The organism is Henriciella marina DSM 19595, assembly GCF_000376805.1.
Taxonomy (GTDB): domain Bacteria; phylum Pseudomonadota; class Alphaproteobacteria; order Caulobacterales; family Hyphomonadaceae; genus Henriciella; species Henriciella marina.
On sequence record NZ_AQXT01000002.1, the window covers coordinates 1,861,609 to 1,877,805 of the forward strand.

19 protein-coding genes are annotated in these 16,197 nt (G+C 59.8%); 7 read left to right on the forward strand and 12 right to left on the reverse strand.

Features of this window, described 5'->3' with window-relative positions; genetic code table 11:
* Positions 1 to 41 precede the first annotated feature (41 nt).
* From F550_RS0109095 to F550_RS0109115, 5 genes are all read right to left on the reverse strand, one after another.
* Positions 42 to 869 carry a PPK2 family polyphosphate kinase gene (locus tag F550_RS0109095; protein ID WP_018148235.1) on the reverse strand — a complete coding sequence of 276 codons (828 nt, stop codon included), beginning with the start codon at positions 867 to 869 and terminating at the stop codon, positions 42 to 44.
* An 89-nt stretch (positions 870 to 958) separates the two neighbouring features.
* The gene (gene rpsD, locus F550_RS0109100; RefSeq protein WP_018148236.1) at positions 959 to 1,576 is read right to left on the reverse strand and encodes a 30S ribosomal protein S4; all 618 of its coding nucleotides are present in this window, start codon (positions 1,574 to 1,576) and stop codon (positions 959 to 961) included.
* Between the two features lie 121 nt (positions 1,577 to 1,697).
* Positions 1,698 to 2,990, reverse strand: coding sequence for a DEAD/DEAH box helicase (locus F550_RS17400; RefSeq protein ID WP_018148237.1), 1,293 nt, complete (start codon positions 2,988 to 2,990; stop codon positions 1,698 to 1,700).
* Between the two features lie 267 nt (positions 2,991 to 3,257).
* Positions 3,258 to 3,953, reverse strand: coding sequence for a DUF2270 domain-containing protein (locus F550_RS0109110; RefSeq protein ID WP_018148238.1), 696 nt, complete (start codon positions 3,951 to 3,953; stop codon positions 3,258 to 3,260).
* Positions 3,954 to 4,035: 82 nt separating this feature from the next.
* On the reverse strand, positions 4,036 to 5,481 hold the full coding sequence (locus tag F550_RS0109115; RefSeq protein ID WP_018148239.1) for a hypothetical protein: 1,446 nt from the start codon (positions 5,479 to 5,481) through the stop codon (positions 4,036 to 4,038).
* Positions 5,482 to 5,713: 232 nt separating this feature from the next.
* On the opposite strand from F550_RS0109115, the gene F550_RS0109120 reads away from it, so the two are divergent.
* On the forward strand, positions 5,714 to 6,076 hold the full coding sequence (locus F550_RS0109120) for a BlaI/MecI/CopY family transcriptional regulator (RefSeq protein ID WP_018148240.1): 363 nt from the start codon (positions 5,714 to 5,716) through the stop codon (positions 6,074 to 6,076).
* Complete coding sequence (locus tag F550_RS0109125; RefSeq protein WP_018148241.1) at positions 6,073 to 8,076, forward strand: M56 family metallopeptidase; 2,004 nt, start codon at positions 6,073 to 6,075, stop codon at positions 8,074 to 8,076. Before F550_RS0109120 ends, F550_RS0109125 begins: the two co-directional genes overlap by 4 nt.
* Positions 8,077 to 8,149: 73 nt before the next feature.
* Here F550_RS0109125 and F550_RS0109130 read toward each other — a convergent pair whose 3' ends face one another.
* A complete protein-coding gene (locus tag F550_RS0109130; protein ID WP_018148242.1) occupies positions 8,150 to 8,752 on the reverse strand; it encodes an NUDIX domain-containing protein in 603 nt (200 codons plus the stop codon).
* Positions 8,753 to 8,848: 96 nt separating this feature from the next.
* Here F550_RS0109130 and F550_RS0109135 point away from each other — a divergent pair, with 96 nt between their 5' ends.
* A complete protein-coding gene (locus F550_RS0109135) occupies positions 8,849 to 9,595 on the forward strand; it encodes a sulfite exporter TauE/SafE family protein (protein WP_018148243.1) in 747 nt (248 codons plus the stop codon).
* 67 nt (positions 9,596 to 9,662) lie between these two features.
* On the opposite strand, the gene F550_RS0109140 is transcribed toward F550_RS0109135, so the two are convergent.
* From F550_RS0109140 to F550_RS0109160, 5 genes are all read right to left on the reverse strand, one after another.
* The gene (locus F550_RS0109140) at positions 9,663 to 10,295 is read right to left on the reverse strand and encodes a porin family protein (RefSeq protein WP_018148244.1); all 633 of its coding nucleotides are present in this window, start codon (positions 10,293 to 10,295) and stop codon (positions 9,663 to 9,665) included.
* Positions 10,296 to 10,456: 161 nt separating this feature from the next.
* A complete protein-coding gene (locus tag F550_RS0109145; protein ID WP_018148245.1) occupies positions 10,457 to 10,714 on the reverse strand; it encodes a helix-turn-helix domain-containing protein in 258 nt (85 codons plus the stop codon).
* Positions 10,698 to 11,216: a DUF2975 domain-containing protein gene (locus tag F550_RS0109150; RefSeq protein ID WP_018148246.1), complete on the reverse strand. Its 519-nt coding sequence runs from the start codon at positions 11,214 to 11,216 to the stop codon at positions 10,698 to 10,700. The genes F550_RS0109145 and F550_RS0109150 overlap by 17 nt, the downstream gene beginning before the upstream one ends.
* A 75-nt stretch (positions 11,217 to 11,291) precedes the next feature.
* Positions 11,292 to 11,612, reverse strand: a complete 321-nt coding sequence (locus F550_RS17405) for a hypothetical protein (protein WP_018148247.1) — start codon at positions 11,610 to 11,612, stop codon at positions 11,292 to 11,294.
* A gap of 58 nt (positions 11,613 to 11,670) precedes the next feature.
* The gene (locus F550_RS0109160; protein ID WP_018148248.1) at positions 11,671 to 12,132 is read right to left on the reverse strand and encodes a nucleoside deaminase; all 462 of its coding nucleotides are present in this window, start codon (positions 12,130 to 12,132) and stop codon (positions 11,671 to 11,673) included.
* Between the two features lie 62 nt (positions 12,133 to 12,194).
* On the opposite strand from F550_RS0109160, the gene rsmD reads away from it, so the two are divergent.
* Complete coding sequence (rsmD, locus tag F550_RS0109165; RefSeq protein WP_026180679.1) at positions 12,195 to 12,761, forward strand: 16S rRNA (guanine(966)-N(2))-methyltransferase RsmD; 567 nt, start codon at positions 12,195 to 12,197, stop codon at positions 12,759 to 12,761.
* Here the strand turns inward: rsmD and F550_RS0109170 are convergent.
* The gene (locus F550_RS0109170; RefSeq protein ID WP_018148250.1) at positions 12,758 to 13,804 is read right to left on the reverse strand and encodes a patatin-like phospholipase family protein; all 1,047 of its coding nucleotides are present in this window, start codon (positions 13,802 to 13,804) and stop codon (positions 12,758 to 12,760) included. The two genes, rsmD and F550_RS0109170, sit on opposite strands and share 4 nt — an antisense overlap.
* A 47-nt stretch (positions 13,805 to 13,851) precedes the next feature.
* On the opposite strand from F550_RS0109170, the gene F550_RS17410 reads away from it, so the two are divergent.
* From F550_RS17410 to F550_RS0109185, 3 genes are all read left to right on the forward strand, one after another.
* Positions 13,852 to 14,325 (forward strand): NUDIX hydrolase, encoded by a 474-nt coding sequence (locus F550_RS17410; RefSeq protein ID WP_018148251.1) that lies wholly within the window; start codon positions 13,852 to 13,854, stop codon positions 14,323 to 14,325.
* Between the two features lie 58 nt (positions 14,326 to 14,383).
* On the forward strand, positions 14,384 to 15,313 hold the full coding sequence (locus tag F550_RS0109180) for an aspartyl protease family protein (RefSeq protein ID WP_156807890.1): 930 nt from the start codon (positions 14,384 to 14,386) through the stop codon (positions 15,311 to 15,313).
* Positions 15,314 to 15,409: 96 nt separating this feature from the next.
* Positions 15,410 to 16,195 carry an SDR family NAD(P)-dependent oxidoreductase gene (locus tag F550_RS0109185; protein WP_018148253.1) on the forward strand — a complete coding sequence of 262 codons (786 nt, stop codon included), beginning with the start codon at positions 15,410 to 15,412 and terminating at the stop codon, positions 16,193 to 16,195.
* Positions 16,196 to 16,197: the final 2 nt, after the last annotated feature.

Consider the following 16,197-nt stretch of genomic DNA (forward strand, 5'->3'; position numbering starts at 1 on the left):
AAAAGGGCCTGCACCGCATGCGGGCCCTTTTTACCTACGGCTCAGCTGAAATCATAGTCTTCAAGCCGAAGACCCGGGTCTGGAAACGCCAGATCCATGTCCTCAAGCGCGCCGCGTACAATCCGCGCGATGGCCGCGTTCCGTCGTGTGCGGCTGTCGGCCGGGATGACATGCCAGGGGGCCCACGGCGTGGAGCAGCGCTCCACCATCGTCTCATAAGCCGCCATGAACTCCGGCCAGAGCTTGCGGTCCTCAAGGTCACCCGGATTGAACTTCCAGCGCTTGTGCGGCTCGGTAATCCGCTCTTTCAGTCTCTCTCCCTGCTCCTCATGACCGACATGCAGCATGAATTTCAGGATCGTGACCCCGTTTTCGGAGAGGTGTTTTTCGAACTGGTTGATCTGCTCATAGCGCTGCTCGATCTGATCGGCGGGCGCAAACTCGCGAACCTTCACGACCAGCACGTCCTCATAGTGAGACCGGTCAAAGATGCCGATAATGCCCTTGGGCGGCACCGCTTTATGCACACGCCAGAGATAGTCGTGCGCCAGCTCCTCCTTGCTGGGTGCCTTGAAGGCTTTCACCTGCATGCCGAGCGGGGAGGTCTGCGCGAAAACATTGCGGATGACGCCGCTCTTTCCTGACGTATCCATGCCCTGCAGCACGATCAGAAGCGCACGCTCCTGCGTCGCGTAGAGAAGATCCTGCAGCTCATCGATCGCGGCCGCGTCGCTCTGAAGCGACTTGCGCGCATGCTTCTTGTCGGGAAAGAGCACCCGGTCGCCACTGTCACGCGCGGCAAGGTCGAATGGCTGGCCGGGCACCGCCAGGAAACGCTGACCCACCTCGTCGATTTCGGGTTTCGCCATGAAGATATCCTTTCAGTGGAACCGGCCAAAAGAAAAAGCCGCGCCCAGAGGAGCGCGGCTTGATCAGAACTTCAAGTGCCTGAAACGGCTTAGGACGAGTAGAACTCGACCACCTGCGATGGCTCCATCTTGACGGCATAAGGCACGTCATGGAGTTCAGGCACGCGAACCAGCGTTGCCGTCATCGCTTTTGGATCAACATCGATATAGTCCGGGATATCCCGCTCAGGCGAACCGAGGGCTTCCAGGACGAGCGCGATGTTGCGGGACTTCTCGCGGATTTCCACGACGTCGCCGACTTTCAGGCGGAAAGAGCCGATATTGGTCTTTACCCCGTTCACTTTCACGTGGCCGTGATTGACGAACTGACGGGCAGCAAAGACTGTCGGCACGAACTTCGAACGATAGACAAACGCGTCGAGACGTGTCTCGAGCAGGCCGATCAGATTCTCTGCCGTGTTGCCCTTTTGACGGTTTGCTTCGTCATAGGTGCGGCGGAACTGCTTCTCGGTGATGTCGCCATAATGGAACTTCAGCTTCTGCTTGGCCATAAGCTGAAGACCATAGTCAGACGTCTTCTGACGGCGGCCCTGGCCATGCTGGCCTGGCTTGGTCGGACGCTTGTTGACTGGCGATTTGGGGCGGCCCCAGATATTTTCACCGACGCGGCGGTCGATCTTGTACTTCGTCGAGTGACGACGTGACATATGTGTCTTCCTTTTAAGACGTGGGCCGGTGAAGCGTCCCTTGCGAGCTTCACGATCTCAACGGCGGCGCCACACCATCCCGTCCTGAAGCGGGGGGTTAAATGCGAAAAGCCCTGTCAGGTCAAGTGGACGAGCTGCTTTGCTGCTGCCGGTTCTGACCACCTCTTTGACCCTGATTGCGGCCCCGGCTCCCATTGGGGTTGCGCGAGCGTGACTTGGGCTTGCCGGAGGCTCTATTGGTTGGATCAAAAGAGCGATTGCTTTGCCCGCCACCGCCGGATGGCGCATCAGGCACATGACCTTCGGTCGGAATACGTGCGCCGATGAGTTTTTCGATGTCGCGCAGCAGTTTGCGCTCTTCGCCATCACAGAGCGTGATCGCGATGCCGCTCTCGCCAGCACGTGCGGTCCGGCCAATTCGGTGCACATAGGATTCCGGTACGTTTGGCAGCTCGAAGTTCACAACATGGCTGACCTGATCGATGTCGATCCCGCGGGCCGCGATGTCCGTTGCGACCAGCACCAGAAGCTTGCGGCTCTTGAAGGCATCAAGCGCCTTGGTGCGCTGGTTCTGGCTCTTGTTGCCGTGAATGGCAGCAGCTGCCAGGCCAGCCTGTTCCAGATGCTTGGTCACACGGTCTGCGCCGCGTTTTGTGCGCGTGAAAACGATCGCGCTTTCGACTTTGTCGCCGCGAAGGATCTCGGTCAGGATATCGCGCTTCTGCGTATGCGGCACGAAACGGACCGTCTGGTCGATCCGGTCGACAGGTTTGGACTCCTGCGACACCGCAACATTGACCGGGTCTTTCAGGAACTGGTCGGCAAGCGCGCGAATGTCTTTTGGCATCGTTGCAGATAGAAGCGCGGTCTGGCGCTGTTTCGGCAACTGCTGAAGCACTTTCTTGATCTGCGGCAGGAAGCCCATATCCATCATGTGGTCGGCTTCATCCAGCACGACCGTCTGGACGTCGTCGAAGCGCACGGCGTTCTGCGACTTCAGATCCAGCAGCCGGCCCGGTGTTGCCACCAGAATGTCGACGCCGCGCTCAAGCGCACGGATCTGCTTGTTGATCTTCAGGCCCCCAACGACAACCGCCGCCGAGAGGTGTGAGTGCTTGCCATAGACACGAACGCTGTCTGCGATCTGCGCGGCAAGCTCACGTGTCGGCGCAAGGATCAGCGCACGACAGGTTTTTGGGCCGGGACGGGTGCCGAGGCCTGAAAGGCGGTGAAGGATCGGCAGCACGAAGGCGGCCGTCTTGCCTGTGCCCGTCTGGGCCGTGCCCAGGACATCATGGCCTTCCATCATCGCTGGAATGACCTGCGACTGAATTGGGGTTGGATCGGTATAACCTTCGGCAGCAAGGGCACGAAGAAGTGGCTCGGCGAGGCCGAGGTCTTTGAACTGTGTCAAACGAATATCTTTCAGTATCTGCCTGATCGCGGACGAATGCCGACGAAAGGCGCCAATGGACGGGCGCAGCAGACCAGCCTGCCGCGTTCGATGATTTGCGCTGATCAGGGCTTGGGTTCGTCAGGGCAACGATCGGTAAAGGAAAGTCGCTCGACCCGGGCTAACTGGCTCTCGGATCACATGATCGATGCCTGAGGCGTCTGGGCATCGACATAAGGGTTTTGAACCGCAGCGCAACTTATTATTGCTGCACCGGCGAACAGGCGCCTAGATGCCTGGTCCTTCGGTATCGAGATAATCTGCCATCTTCGTCTTGTCGGCGCGCTCTGCGGCCCATGCCCACACGGTCAGCGTAATGAAGGCGACGAGCAGGCACGTGCCGAGAATGATGGCCAGCCAGCCCGGGATGGCGCCAATATGGGCCCGCTCAAGCGCCTGACCGATGGAGGCTGCTTCGATCGGATGGATCCATATCTTCGCCAGGTAGGCGGCGTACTGGATTGCAAAAATCCAGAGATAATTGCGACGCAGTCGCTGGCCGAGCGCCCGGAAAGACGAGATTCGGTGCCGGGGGCGCACATAATCGTCGGACAGCGCCGTGCCCCTGTCCTGCGGGATCGACGCGCCCTGCCCCCGCAGGATCGGCACCATGACCGCGAGCTCAAGCAGGCGCGCGCGAAACTTCCACACCATGAAGTACCGGTAGCGGCGCGCCTCGAGAAAAAGGAACATGACTGACAGCATGCCAACCAGAACGATCGGCAGCGGAGACGCGGTCGCGGTCGCGAAACTGACAGAAAGGGCAATGCCCGTGGACACGACAGCCCAGTTGGTCGTCATATCGAGACGCTGGCGCCAGATCGTCGATCGATAGACCTCTGCCCGGTAAAGATGGGCGAGGGCACCGATTTCCTTGGACCCGGCATTCGGGTGGTCTGGCTGCAGGGAGGCTTCGTCGGACATGGCCGGACCATAGGGTGCTTCGCGCCTGCGGTCATCAGGCAGCGATCAGGTTTTGGCGCGATATCTCTCGTCCCGGCAGGGCTCAGCTCTCCGTAGCCTTGCAATACCCACGCAGGACGATGACCTCGTACGCGATGAGCGCGCGTTCCACGCTCGAACGGCGCGCGTCCGGGTTCTCCGCAATTTTCAGGGCGACGCTTGCCGGGTCACCGGTAAAGCGGGCGTTCCACATTTCATAAGCAGATGTGTCCCGGCTGAAACTGAGGTTTGCGGCCTGATCGAAAACATCACGCTGGCAATGATCGACTGCCCAGCGCGCCACCGTTTCAGCAACGGCATAGGCCGCAGAGCCCGTGCCGGATATGCGGGCCCCCTCCATAGCTGCTTCTGCGATCTTCTGCGCGAGAGGAGACGACTTCTCGGTCCGCAAAAGCGCGGCGACAACGTCACTCCAGTCCTCACTGAAATCAGTGTCCGGCGCGCGTATTTTCGCCAGCAACGCCTCTTCATCCAGGGTGGCAAGCGCCAGTTGAGCTTCTGATGCGGCATCGCTTCCAGCTGAATAGCCAAAAAGCACCCGCTCAATCGCCGGGACAGGCTCCCTGGGCATATGGATGCGCCCACGGATCTGAGAGAGGCCTGGCGGCAGCTCCTCTCGCGCCTTGTCGAACGCTTTGAGAAATGCCTTCTGCTCGCGTCCGCGCAGGTTAGCCCCGACCATCAACAGATATCGCGCGACCTCGTCATCCTCTGGGTCTACCCGCACTTCCATCAGCCTCTCGAAAAAGCGGTCATCCATTTGTGCGAGCGTCGGCGCGAGATAGATGACTGCGCGGAGATACTGGGTTCCATCTGCGCCAAATTCTTTCTCCAGCCGCTCCAGAGCCCTGCTGCGCAACCGCTCGCTGTAGATACTGGATCGCAGAGAAGCGCGCAGTTCGATTTCGCTTTGCCTGATCTGCCGGAACGCGTCCGTCGGCCAGCTATCCTTCCCGCTTTCGGCCAGAGCCCAGTCACGCGGCGATATGAGCTCGCGACTATTGAGGGCGATGTTCTCCATGGCCTGCTCATGCAGCCGCCGGACGGTTTCCGGCGTCCCTTCATCATTCGGGATCGTCGCAGCCATATCTCGCGCAAACTCGATCGCGCCGACAGCCGCCAGACCCGAGGCGAGCGCCTCACGGTCGAACATGCCAGGATCATATCCGCGTTCGATCCGGTCGCGGTAATCCAGAAGGGCCCTGCGATCTTCCCAACGTGCGGCCGTCCTCACCCGGAACGCATTGATCGCAAATTCTGAATTCAGGCCTGTGATCTCTTTCCAGCGCTCAATCAGCTCTTCGTCCCGCGTCAGGATTGCGGTGCGCATAAAGGCGGCTCGGAAACTCGCCATATCGCTCTTTTCGATCCGCGGTTCATTTTCCCATAGGAGTGCGAGGACGCAGGCATGTTCGGGCGCCAGGCGGCACGCGTCTGCCCGTGCCGCATAGCCCTCAGATGGCCCCGACCAGTCCGCAGCAGCCGACATGAAAGACGCACACGCTGCCGACAAAAGGCCGGCAAGCGCAGTTTTCCAACCTCGTCTCAAACGCCCCCCTTTCGACATCTCATTAACTTTCAGAGTGATAGCAGCCTGATCAAGATGGTTAACACTTCATTAGGCACATCGCTCAGGCCTCAACTGACTTTCTGCCCGCCCGGCTATTGACCACAGATGTAATCGATTGTATCGACTACAGGCGTAATCAAGAGAGTGACCGATGCAGATTGCACCCGCCGAACTCGAAATCATGAATGTCCTCTGGGATCAGCCTGGCCTCGGCGCGAGCGAGATCGCCGATGCGCTGGCGTCCGACAAGAGCTGGAACATCCGCACCATCAAGACGATGCTTGGCCGGCTGGTCGAAAAAGGCGCGCTGACGACCGAAGCTGAGGGGCGTCGCTATCTCTACCGGCCGCTGGTCAAGCCCGGCGACTATCGCCGCAAGGAAGCCCGCCAGTTCGTCGACCGGATGTTTGGGGGACGTGCGGCGCCGCTTGTTGCTCATCTGGCTGATGGCAAGGGCCTCAGCGACCAGGACATTGCCGAACTTGAAGCGCTTTTGGGGAAACTGAAGAAATGACCGTCCTGACCGATCTGCACCCGCTGTTGCTGAACAGCCTACAGACGAGCCTCGCAGTTGGCGTGCTCTTCGCGCTCGTCCTCCTGGCCCGCCGCCCATTTGCCCGCCAGTTCGGCGCGAAGGCCGCATATGCGCTCTGGCTGGTGCCACTGGCGCGCCTCGCCATGCCGCCTATTCCAGCGAACTTCTCGATTTTTGGTCTGCTTGGCCCGACCGAAGCTGTCTCTTCAACGACAGTCACAACCGTACAGGAACGCACGCACGCGCTCGCGATCACAGAGGCCCATTCGGGCCAGCCTCACCTTGCTGATCTGCCATCGCTTCCGGCAGTTCCCGTTCCCCCGCCGGTTGAGCTTTCCGAGCCCGGGCTATTGGACGCCTTCGTTCAGGTCGCCCCGCAGCTGATCCTGCCTGTCTGGATTGCGGGTGTCGTGATGATGCTGGGCGTCGCCTGGCGCAGGCAGGCGGTTTTCCATCAGCTCATCCGCGACGATTCCGATGAGGCATCCGAGCGCATCGCTGCAATGACGAATGAGATCGCTGGCGAGCTAGGCGTCAAGCGCGGCTTCGACGTCCGCACCAGCCTGCTTAATGGCAGCCCGCTGGTGACCGGTCTCATCCGGCCCGTCATCCTGCTGCCGGCCTGGATCGAAGAAGACTATTCACCACGCGAACAACGCGATGCGCTGACCCACGAGCTGATGCACGTGAAGCGCAATGACCTCCTTGCCCTGCAGGCCGCCCAGCTCGTACTGGCGCTGCAGTGGTTCAACCCACTTGCTCACCTCGCCATGCGGGCTTTCCGCGTGGATCAGGAGGCAGCTTGTGACGCCGATGTGCTTCGGGCGGGAACATCGTCGGCGTTCTCCTATGGCCAGACCCTTATCAAGGCGGCGCGCCTTGCAGGACCGGCCGATGGTGCCTTCCGGGGCGCCAATCTGACCCTGACGCATCCCATAAAAGAAAGACTTATCCTGATGCAGAATGCCGCCCCAACGCTCCGCCGCCGCCTTCTCGGTTCCACTCTCGCGCTGACGCTCGGCTCCGCCGCCATCGTTGCGACCGCCTCCTGCGCCGCCTCTGCCGCGCCGATGCAGGCTGGCGACAATGAACTCGCAGGGGGTGAGGAAAAAATCGAACGTCACACCAGGGTTTATCGCTTCGGCTCGACCGGCGGTGATGAAGACCGGCAGTTTGTCCTGTTAAGCGATCCATTCCAGAAACTGGAACCTCGCCTCAAGAAGCTTGAGGCACTGGACCTCTCCGACCTCGAATCGGAAATGGAAGTGCTGTCCCTCGAAATGGGAGACCTCAGCGAGCTGACCGAGCTTCAAAGTCTCGCCGAGCTGGAAGCACTGGGTGAATTAGGGGAGCTTGGTATGCTCGCCGGATTGGGGGCCCTTGGAAGCCTCGGCGACGTCAACCTCGACATTTCATTGTCCGAAATCGGTGAGCTCAACATCAAGAGCGTCGAAACAGAAGATGGCGTCAGGATCATGCTCGCCCGTCCCGGTGCAGAAACGATCAGCATCGACCCCGACGAGATGGAAGAGATGATCGAGGCACATGCCGAAAAAATCGAAGCGTATGCCGAGCGTCATGAAGAACGCGCCGAAATCATCTCCGTCAGGCTGGCTGAACGTATGGAAAGCCGCGCCCAAAGGATGGAAGAGCTCGGCGAGAAAATGGAACTTCGCATTGAGCGCGCCTTTGAAGACGGTCTCGAGGATGACCTGAAATCAGCCGGCGAAGTCGTCGAAGAAATGGCCGAGCAATGCGAAGATCGTGAGCTTTCTCTGAACGCCCCGACCATCATAAGCTATACCGCCGAAGACGGAGAGACCTATCGCGCCCTTTGCGTGACCGGCGCCCCCGACCGGCTTGCCGATGAGGATGTCATCAGCTTCGTCCAGACCACGCCCGAACTAAGCGATGAGGAACGTGGCCGTTTCGGCGAGACCCGCACCTATAGCTATTCCTATTCCTCGTCCGAGAACTGATCTTTCTTCTCACACACAGCGAGACGTTTTCGGCAGGAAGAAGGCCCTTGTCCCGACCCGGCAAGGGCCTTCGCTATATCAGATATCTTGAAACCGCGCCGGGCAACTCTCCGCGCTTCGCCCGCGCAATCGACGCAAAAACCATAAGATGGGTGAAGGCGTCCGTAATCTCACCCGACAGGCAAAGGTCACGCAGATCGGCAAATGGTAGTCGCCTTATCTGAAGGTCCTCTGATGGCTCCGGCTTTGCCTCGCCTTCTGTCAGCCCCCAGGCGAGATAGCCAACCGCCTTCTCATCGCTGACGGAATTGGAAAGGTCCCAGCGCCCGATTTCCTGCCAGTGTGCGGCGGCTAATCCGGTCTCCTCTGCCAGTTCCCTGCCGGCAGCCGCCAACGGGTCCTCGCCCTTCGGCCCGCCACCCTCCGGCAGCTCCCAGCTATATGCGTCGAAGGGAAATCTGTGCTGGCCAACGATCCAGGTCTGGCCGGTCGCATCTATCGGCAGGACGCCGATCGCAAGGTTCGCATATCGCACGACGCCATAGATGCCAGGGCTGCCATCGGGATGCGCAACCTTGCTGGTCTCGACGCGGATCCAGGGGTTCTCATAGGAAAGCTCAGTGGAATGGACGGTCCAGGGGCCATTGCGGGTGGGGCGCTCTTTGTCTTTGGACATCTTTCCGCATTAGGCCGCGAGGCTCTGAAGGGAAAGAGGCTTCAAAGGCCCCCGCCCAACTGGCGCTCATCTCACAATCGGCGTATCGCCAACCGCATGAGCTGGGTGAGCGCCGTCATCATTCTTCTTGCAACGCTTCTGACAGCGTTCATCTCCGGCATTTTCGGCATGGCGGGCGGGCTCATTCTGATGGGCGTGCTGACCGCGCTCCTGCCTGTCGCCAGCGCGATGATTGTCCACGGCGCCATCCAGATGGTCTCAAACGGATGGCGCGCTTTTCTCTTACGGCGGCACATAAAATGGGGCATCTTCATGCGCTATGCGGCGGGGTCTGCTGGCGCCGTCATTCTTCTAGTCCTGCTTGCCTGGCGACCTGACAAGACCATCGTCTATCTCCTGCTGGGCCTGACGCCGCTCATGGTCTGGATCCCGCGCAAGGTCTTCGATCTCGACATCCAGAAGCGCGGACAGGCCGAGGCAGCAGGCTTCATCGTTCAGGCCCTCAACACGCTGGCAGGTGTTGCGGGCCCGCTGCTCGACCTTTTTTTCGTGCGCACCGACATGACCCGTCAGGCGATCGTGGCAACGAAATCCGCGACGCAGGTCCTGGCACACCTCGTCAAGATCGCTTTCTGGAGCCTGCCGATCCTCGCCGCTGCGGGCAGTGTCCATATCCCGCCGCTCTGGCTTTTCGCGCTCGCCATTCCCCTCTCGATGACGGGGACATGGCTGGGCGGCCTGGTTCTGGACCGGATGAGCGACGTCAATTTCAAACGCTGGATGCGCTGGCTCGTGACCGTGATCGGCCTTGTCTATCTCGCCCGAGCAGCAGGCCTTCTCTGATCGACTTACAAAAAAACGCCGGCACCCGCAGGTACCGGCGTTTCTCCTCGTTCAGAGTCTCAAAAGACTAGAACTTGTAGCCCGCTGAAACCATAGCAGCATGGGTGTCGGTATTGCCGAACCCATACCAGGTGTACTCACCGCGCAGATTCCAGTCTTCGGTCAGCGCATAGTCGAGACCGCCGCCCAGCGCTGCGCCGTCTTCAGAGTCTTCGATGGTGGTGAGCGTCGTGCCGCCAGGTGTCTGGATGTTTGCGTCCAGATCAATGAAGGCATAGCCCGCGCGGCCGAAGGCATCGAGACGCTCGGTCACTGGGACTTCAGCCTTGCCGTAGACGCCAACCAGATAGTTGAGGCCGATGTCACCTGACCCGGCAATCAGGTCATTGAAGTCACCATCATTATTGTCATCGAGATCGAAGTCGTCTTCGTCGACATTGTAGTCGAATTCGCCGTCATCGATACCCGTGGTAATGTCGGATTCGAGGCTGAACCAGTCATTGAACTGATAACCGGCACGCGCGGTGATCGCATTCGTGTCGACGCCGCTATCTGCGCCATCCGGCTGAATGTCGAGATAGCTGTAGCCGCCTTGCAGGTAGAAGCCCTGGTCCTCGGAATAGGATTGAGCATTGGCCGTACCAGCGGCGGCGATCATGGCACCTGCTGCAGTGGCGCCGATAAGCATGGTCTTCAACATGGGAGGTTTCCTTGTTCATTTACTCTACGCTCCGGTTCTCATGACCGGAACTGAGGATGAAACGGTGCCAAAGAAACCTCGTTCCTGCGTTGCAGACACCCAAACGCACGTGTGGCAAACGTGCATCACTTTCTGTAATTTAATTTAACAATTCCAGAAGGTTAACGACGCTCGCCCGCGTCAGCCGGAACGTACTCCAGCAGCTCTCCTGGCGTGCAGTCCAGCGCGTGGCAAAGGCGGATCATCGTGTCGAACCTGACACCTTTGACCTTGCCTGATTTCAACAGCGAGAGGTTGGCTTCTGTCATCCCGATCTCAGCAGCGACGTCTTTCGCCTTACGCTTGCGAAGCGCGAGCATGACGTCCAGCCGCACAATGATTTCGCCAGGCAGCTCATCTGCCTCAGACGAACTGGTCATTGTCGTCCTTCAAGGCGACTGCATCGCTGAACACACTTGAAAGGCCATGCAGCGCAATTCCCATAAGCCCGACACCAAGCGCCAGATCGGTGAAACGAAGAATGCGATAGCCGTCTTCAATCCCCGCAAAGCCCAGTACGGTGGGAATGACGATTGCGCTTGTGACCGCGGCCCAGATCAGGCTGTCAGCCCCGTCCCGCAACGTCTTCAAATTCTTTCGGGTGAAGATATCGCCCTTGCCGCAGCGGCTGAAGAAGAATGCAAAGTCGATCAGGGCCAGCGCGATGAAGATTGTCGGGCCCGCTTTCAGCATGCCTATCGAGAAGCTTCTGAGGATAGCTCCCAGGTCAGCGCCGCTGCGATAAAACTCACCGCCGACTTCCCCGCCAACGACGAACGAGACGTTTAAGAACAGCGTCGCAACCGCAATCCAGGCAAAAATGGACAAGGTCTCATAAGAGCCAGACTTCCCGGACGCCTCTGTCTTGCTTTCATTCACCATGGCTTACCCCCATCAATTCAACTTGGGGCAATATATCTAATAATTATTGTTTGGCAATAATTTATTTCTGCCAATCTAGTTTCGGGTGCCTTCTGCCAGGCAGTCAGCTTCGCCGACGTCAAGCTCGTAAGGGCGCGGGCCGGCCCAGCCATTCAGCATGCGCTCGCCCGGCGAAATTATCTGAACGCTCACCCGGCAATCGCCGCCCCGGACCACATAGGAATCGGTGCCATCCGCCTCGATCGCATCGATCGGGCGGCCCTTGAGCGCGTCGGCAACATCGCCGCTCTCGATGATGCTCACCAGTTCGCGCTGGCGCTGAAAGTGCGGTGGCAGGGCCGCGCTCGCCAGCAGAGGGAAGCCGACCAGCATTGAGAGAAGCGTTGCGGATTTCATCTGATCGTCCCCTTTTTCAGATCACCTTCGACAGCAGTCGTATGACAAGAAGGCCATTTTATGCCCGGCGGGACCGGAAAAAGTCTCGCAGCAGCTGCGCCGCCTCTTCTACACGCCCCTGATCCTGCATGATTTCAGGGCGCCAGTGACATGTCGGCTGCTCAAAGAAGCGCGGTCCGTGAACCACCCCGCCGCCCTTGGGATCCTCTGCCGCAAAGATCAGCCGTCCCAGCCGTGCAAAGGAGATCGCGCCTGCGCACATAGCGCAAGGTTCCAGTGTGACGTACAGCGAAAGTCCCGTCAGCCGGTAGTTTCGCCTGTTCATACCGGCCTGGCGGATCGCGACGATTTCCGCATGCGCAGTCGGGTCGTGAATACCGATGGGGCCATTGCGACCTTCGGCGACCACTTCATCGGTGCGCGGATCCACGATCACAGCGCCGACAGGCACCTCCCCCGCCGCCGCCGCTTGCCGGGCAAGTTCCAGGGCCCGCGTCATATGATCGGTGGCTGTATTCATATTTTGCTCATACAGGTGCGCGCGCTTTTCGCCACCCCCGCGTGATGCTAAGCGCCTTGGCCATGCGGATCATATCTGGAAAATTCAAAGGTCAACCGATCGACGCGCCGGCCGGACGCGATACGCGGCCAACCTCCGACCGTGCCCGTGAGAGTCTGTTCAATGTCCTCGCCCACGCCTCCTGGGCGCCAGACCTTGAAGGCGCGCGGGTCATAGATCTCTTCGCTGGCTCGGGCGCGCTCGGCTTTGAGGCCATATCGCGCGGGGCAAGTTTCTGCCTGTTCGTCGAAACAGATAGCGCGGCACGCGGCACAATCCGCAACAATGTCGAACACTTCCAGCTTTTTGGAAACACCCGCATTCATCGCCGCAGCGCGACCGACCTTGGTCCGAAACCGTCAGGCGTCGGCGCCCCTTTCACGCTGGCCTTCATGGATCCACCATATAATAAAGGCCTCGTCGAACCCTGCCTGAATACACTTCTGACAGGCCAATGGCTCGCGCCCGGTGCCACAATCGTCGTTGAGACCGATTCCAGGGAAGACTTCGCGCATGAGGGCTTCCGCCTGATCGATATGCGGGAGGCGGGCAAGGCAAAACTCAGCATGCTCCAGCTGGACCTGGCCTAGCTGTCCAGAAACGTCTCGTGAATATCGATGCTGGATGACCGGCCGACACTGTCCTGACACGTGTCCAGCCAGGTCTGCGCATGCTCGCGGCCTTTCTCGCGCAGCTCGGTCAGGAAACGCCAGCTTGTGTCATATTTCGTCTCCAGACGAAGGTCGCATAGCACCTCTCCGCCCCGGATCGCGTGAATATTGAGATTGCGGTACTGGCTACGCACTGCCTTGTTGAGCAGGCTCTCATTCAAAAGCTTCTGGACAAAGGCAATGGAGCGCAGCTCCCCCATAAGCGATGCATTGAACGTGATCTCGTTCAGCCGGTCCTGGATCTCGCCTGCCGTGCGCGGCGTGCCATCCCGTTTGATCGGATTTAGCGTGACGAGGACAATATCGTTTGGCGCATTCGTATAGAAAAGCGGAAAGAGGGAGGGATTACCGAGATAGCCGCCATCCCAATAGGGCGTTCCACCGATTTCCACCGCCTTGAATGTCTGCGGCAGGCAGGCCGAGGCGAGCACCGCGTCAATCGTGATCTCATCTTCCTTGAATATGCGCACGCGGCCGGTTTCAACATTGGTCGCCGCGATGAACAGCTGCACGCCGGAGGTGCGGACAGCCTCGAAATCCACCGTTTCGGCAACTGCGTCCTTTAGCGGATTCACATCGAAAACATTGAGGTCATACGGGCTCAGAACGGCAGACATGGCAGCCGCGAAGCTGTGCGGCGTCCATGCGGTGAACGGGTTGGCCGCCATCATCTCCGAACCTAGCGAGGAGGCCGGCATCGCATTGAACACCCTGCCCTTGTTAGCCATCGACTTCCAGAAGGTCTCCAGAGCCGCCCGGGCGCCCGCCTTGCCGCCATGCTTCAAACCGGAAAGATAGGCCACCGCATTCATCGCCCCGGCCGACGTCGCCGTGATCGCCTGGATATCCAGCGTCTCGCATTCGCTGAGCCGCTCCAGCACGCCCCATGTAAATGCCCCATGCGCACCTCCGCCCTGAAGGGCCAGGCTGACAGGTTTTGCTTTCGCTGGGGATCGCGCCATAGAAGCTCCTATAGAGGCTTCGCTAGATGGAACGGGGCAGGAGCACAATGAATAGAGACGCGCAAACGCCCAGACCGGTCGACGGACTGAAGCCGCAGCCAGCCGCCGGCGTGGTCTGCATCAAGTCTGACCACGTCCTTCTCATCAGGCGCGGAACCCCGCCAATGACAGGCGAGTGGTCTCTACCAGGTGGTCGTATCGAACCCGGCGAAACCGCACGCGCTGCCGCGCTCCGAGAGCTGATGGAAGAAACCGGCATAGAGGCAGAGATCACTGGCCTCATCGACGTCGTCGATGCCATCATCACCAACCGGGAAAAGACGCTGATTACCCGCCACTATGTACTTTGCGACTATGCCGCCATCTGGACAGACGGAGAGCCCATTGCTGGCGATGACGCGGCAGATGCGCGCTGGTTCCCATTGGCTGACATTGCCAGCCTAGAGTTGTGGGAAGAGACCGTGCGGATCATAGAAACCGGCGCCCGGCTCGTCGGTGCCCTTCCTGAAAGAGGCCATTGATGGCATGGTGCCTCTTTAGCGTTCCGGAAAAGAGAACGCATGAAGGGAGATAAAAGAGGTGAGACGCGCCTCTCTCATATCGGTTTTGGCGGCACTTGTTTTTGCTGCCGGACCGCCTGCGTTTGCGACGCAAAGCGACCAGCTACGTTTTGATATCACCGAGACCGGCCACATGGTCGTGGATATCGCGATCAATCGCGACACCGACGCCCTCGCCATAGTCGACACAGCCGCGACCTTTCCGATCATCGACCGGAAAACCGCCGACTTGGCGAAGATCGAGCTGCCGGTCAGCCCTGCCATGATCGACATTGTCGGTCTTGGCGAAGTGCGCACCTTTCCGGTCGTGCAGGTCGGCCAGCTGACGCTTGGCGCACTGGAAATACAGAACGTCCCTGCCGCCTATAATGCGAAGATACGGTTTCCATCGACAGGCAACGTCATTCCGGCAAACAGCCTGCCCTATAGGACGCTCGACTTCGACTTCCGAAACACGCGTCTGCGCTTGTACGACGCCCCTCCCAGAACGGTTCGCGGCGCGCATACCGGTCGACTGAAGATCATCCGGTACGGCGGCCTGCCCTTCATCGAGGTCAGGGTGAACGGCGTCGATGGTCTGGCGCTGATTGATACCGGCGCGAGCATCACCTTCGTCAACTCAGCCTTTGCTCAGGGGGCCGCATCGTCGGCCCGCGCCGTGCGGACAGTCGAGCTCATCGGCGCAACGGGAAATGTCACGCCAGTGAAAATCCTTTACAGCCGACGCTTCCAGATAAGCGACTACACGGTGGACAGGTTCAATGTCGTCGTGTCCGATCCCGAATTCCTTCAGATGCTTGGGCTCGGCGACACACCCGTCATGGTGCTCGGGCTCGACGTCCTGAAAAGCTTCAGGATGCAGATCGACAGGCAATCGGAGCAGCTGCGCCTGTCCATGCCAGGCAATAGCCTCGGGCGCGGCGCAGGCATGTCGCTCCGCACACGCTGATCCAGCGCCGGGGCGCCTCGCTTTCCCCTTCGTCATCATTGAAATCGAGAAGGGCATCCATCTTTATGCGCCCAAACACTCAGGGAGATTATCTGCATGGCTTACGCACCTTTTGACCTCACAGGGAAAGTCGCGCTCGTTACCGGCGGCAATCGCGGGATTGGCTATGGCATGGCCGAAGCGCTGGCTGCCTCGAACGCCCATGTCGCCATCTGGGGGCGCAAGGATGCGGCCAACAAGGAAGCAGTCGAGGCCTTGTCGAAGCTCGGGACCGGCAATGTGAAAGCCTGGAGCGTCGACGTGGCCGACGAAGCCGCTGTCGTCGACGCCATGAAAGCCACCGTTGAGGGGCTCGGCCGTGTGGACACGTGTATCGCCAATGCGGGCGTCGGCTTCGGGGCCTCAAGCTTTGCTGAGATGGACACCGAAACCTGGAACAAGAACATGGCCGTCAATCTGGACGGCGCGTTCTGGACCCTGCGCGAAGCAACCAAGCACATCACTGAACGCGCCAAGGCAGGCGATCCGGGCGGCTCACTTGTTGGTGTGGCGTCGCTCGCCGCCATTGAAGGCGCGGCCCGCAATCAGGCCTACGCCGCCACCAAGGGCGGGCTGATTTCCATGCTGAAAGCCATCGCGGTCGAAACGGCCCGTTATGGCATTCGCGCCAACGCCATCCTGCCAGGCTGGATCGCGACCGACATGACGCAAAGCGCGCAGGACACCGAGGTATTCCATACCAAGGTCATCTCGCGCGTTCCGGCCCGCCGCTGGGGCGAGCCGAAGGATTTTGGGGGTGTGGCTGTCTATCTCGCCTCCGACGCATCTTCCTACCATTCTGGCGGGACGTTCGTCATCGATGGCGGGTATTCGATCTTCTAGGC

Excerpts from the sequence above, each read along its gene's own strand:
- F550_RS0109150 (WP_018148246.1), bottom strand. The coding sequence starts at position 11,216 with ATGGTGAATGAAAGCAAGACAGAGGCGTCCGGGAAGTCTGGCTCTTAT.
- F550_RS0109160 (WP_018148248.1), bottom strand. The coding sequence starts at position 12,132 with ATGAATACAGCCACCGATCATATGACGCGGGCCCTGGAACTTGCCCGG.
- F550_RS0109125 (WP_018148241.1), top strand. The coding sequence starts at position 6,073 with ATGACCGTCCTGACCGATCTGCACCCGCTGTTGCTGAACAGCCTACAG.
- F550_RS0109095 (WP_018148235.1), bottom strand. The coding sequence starts at position 869 with ATGGCGAAACCCGAAATCGACGAGGTGGGTCAGCGTTTCCTGGCGGTG.
- rpsD (WP_018148236.1), bottom strand. The coding sequence starts at position 1,576 with ATGTCACGTCGTCACTCGACGAAGTACAAGATCGACCGCCGCGTCGGT.
- F550_RS0109110 (WP_018148238.1), bottom strand. The coding sequence starts at position 3,953 with ATGTCCGACGAAGCCTCCCTGCAGCCAGACCACCCGAATGCCGGGTCC.
- F550_RS17410 (WP_018148251.1), top strand. The coding sequence starts at position 13,852 with ATGAATAGAGACGCGCAAACGCCCAGACCGGTCGACGGACTGAAGCCG.
- F550_RS0109140 (WP_018148244.1), bottom strand. The coding sequence starts at position 10,295 with ATGTTGAAGACCATGCTTATCGGCGCCACTGCAGCAGGTGCCATGATC.
- F550_RS0109145 (WP_018148245.1), bottom strand. The coding sequence starts at position 10,714 with ATGACCAGTTCGTCTGAGGCAGATGAGCTGCCTGGCGAAATCATTGTG.
- rsmD (WP_026180679.1), top strand. The coding sequence starts at position 12,195 with ATGCGGATCATATCTGGAAAATTCAAAGGTCAACCGATCGACGCGCCG.
- F550_RS0109185 (WP_018148253.1), top strand. The coding sequence starts at position 15,410 with ATGGCTTACGCACCTTTTGACCTCACAGGGAAAGTCGCGCTCGTTACC.
- F550_RS0109130 (WP_018148242.1), bottom strand. The coding sequence starts at position 8,752 with ATGTCCAAAGACAAAGAGCGCCCCACCCGCAATGGCCCCTGGACCGTC.
- F550_RS17405 (WP_018148247.1), bottom strand. The coding sequence starts at position 11,612 with ATGAAATCCGCAACGCTTCTCTCAATGCTGGTCGGCTTCCCTCTGCTG.
- F550_RS0109115 (WP_018148239.1), bottom strand. The coding sequence starts at position 5,481 with ATGTCGGCTGCTGCGGACTGGTCGGGGCCATCTGAGGGCTATGCGGCA.
- F550_RS0109120 (WP_018148240.1), top strand. The coding sequence starts at position 5,714 with ATGCAGATTGCACCCGCCGAACTCGAAATCATGAATGTCCTCTGGGAT.
- F550_RS0109170 (WP_018148250.1), bottom strand. The coding sequence starts at position 13,804 with ATGGCGCGATCCCCAGCGAAAGCAAAACCTGTCAGCCTGGCCCTTCAG.
- F550_RS0109135 (WP_018148243.1), top strand. The coding sequence starts at position 8,849 with ATGAGCTGGGTGAGCGCCGTCATCATTCTTCTTGCAACGCTTCTGACA.